The organism is Corynebacterium sp. 20-84 (assembly GCF_053479455.1).
Genome location: NZ_JBRBCB010000034.1, coordinates 1 through 631, shown reverse-complemented (window position 1 = coordinate 631; position 631 = coordinate 1). Strand labels below are relative to the sequence as shown.

General features: G+C 57.7%; 1 protein-coding gene. It reads right to left on the bottom strand.

Annotation, left to right across the window (positions count from 1 at the left end):
- Positions 1-35: 35 nt before the first annotated feature.
- The coding region (locus tag ACUY2Y_RS11710; RefSeq protein ID WP_448326654.1) for an IS256 family transposase at positions 36-631 on the bottom strand (596 nt) is incomplete at its 5' end.

Here is a 631-nt window from a genome sequence, read left to right as displayed (position 1 = left end):
GAGGGTGTCCGATTGTTTGTGTGCGGGGGTTTGGTTTACAAGTAGTCCGCGAATCGGTCGGGGTAAGCCACGGCTAGTTGGTTGATGGCTTGTTTCCATCCGGTGGCTTTCGCTCCTTCAATATAGCCGTTGCATTCGATGTCACGTTTCGCTTTCTTCGCCCGTTGGGCCGCGCGCTTGTCTTCGATATTGCAGATCATCAGCCACAGCGTCTTTAGCGCTGCGGTATCGTTCGGGAACTGGCCCCGGTTACGAGTAGCTTTCCGCAGCTCCGAATTGAGCGACTCGATCGCGTTCGTAGTGTAAAGCACCCGGCGTGCCGCTGGAGGGAACTGCAAAAACGGCACGAACCGCTCCCAGGCATCCCGCCACACTTTCACCGACTGTGGATACTTCTGGCCCAGCTCAGAAGCCTCGAAAGCGTCCAAGGCGGCGCGAGCAGTGTCCTCATTAGCGGCGGTGTAAACCGCGCGCAGCGCGCTGGAGACGGGTTTGCGGTCTTGATAGGACACCCACCTATTGGCAGCCCGAATCAGATGAACGATGCAGGTCTGCACCATCGAGTTCGGCCAGGTTGCTTCTACTGCTTCAGGAAGGCCCTTGAGCCCGTCACAGCAGACGATGAAGACAT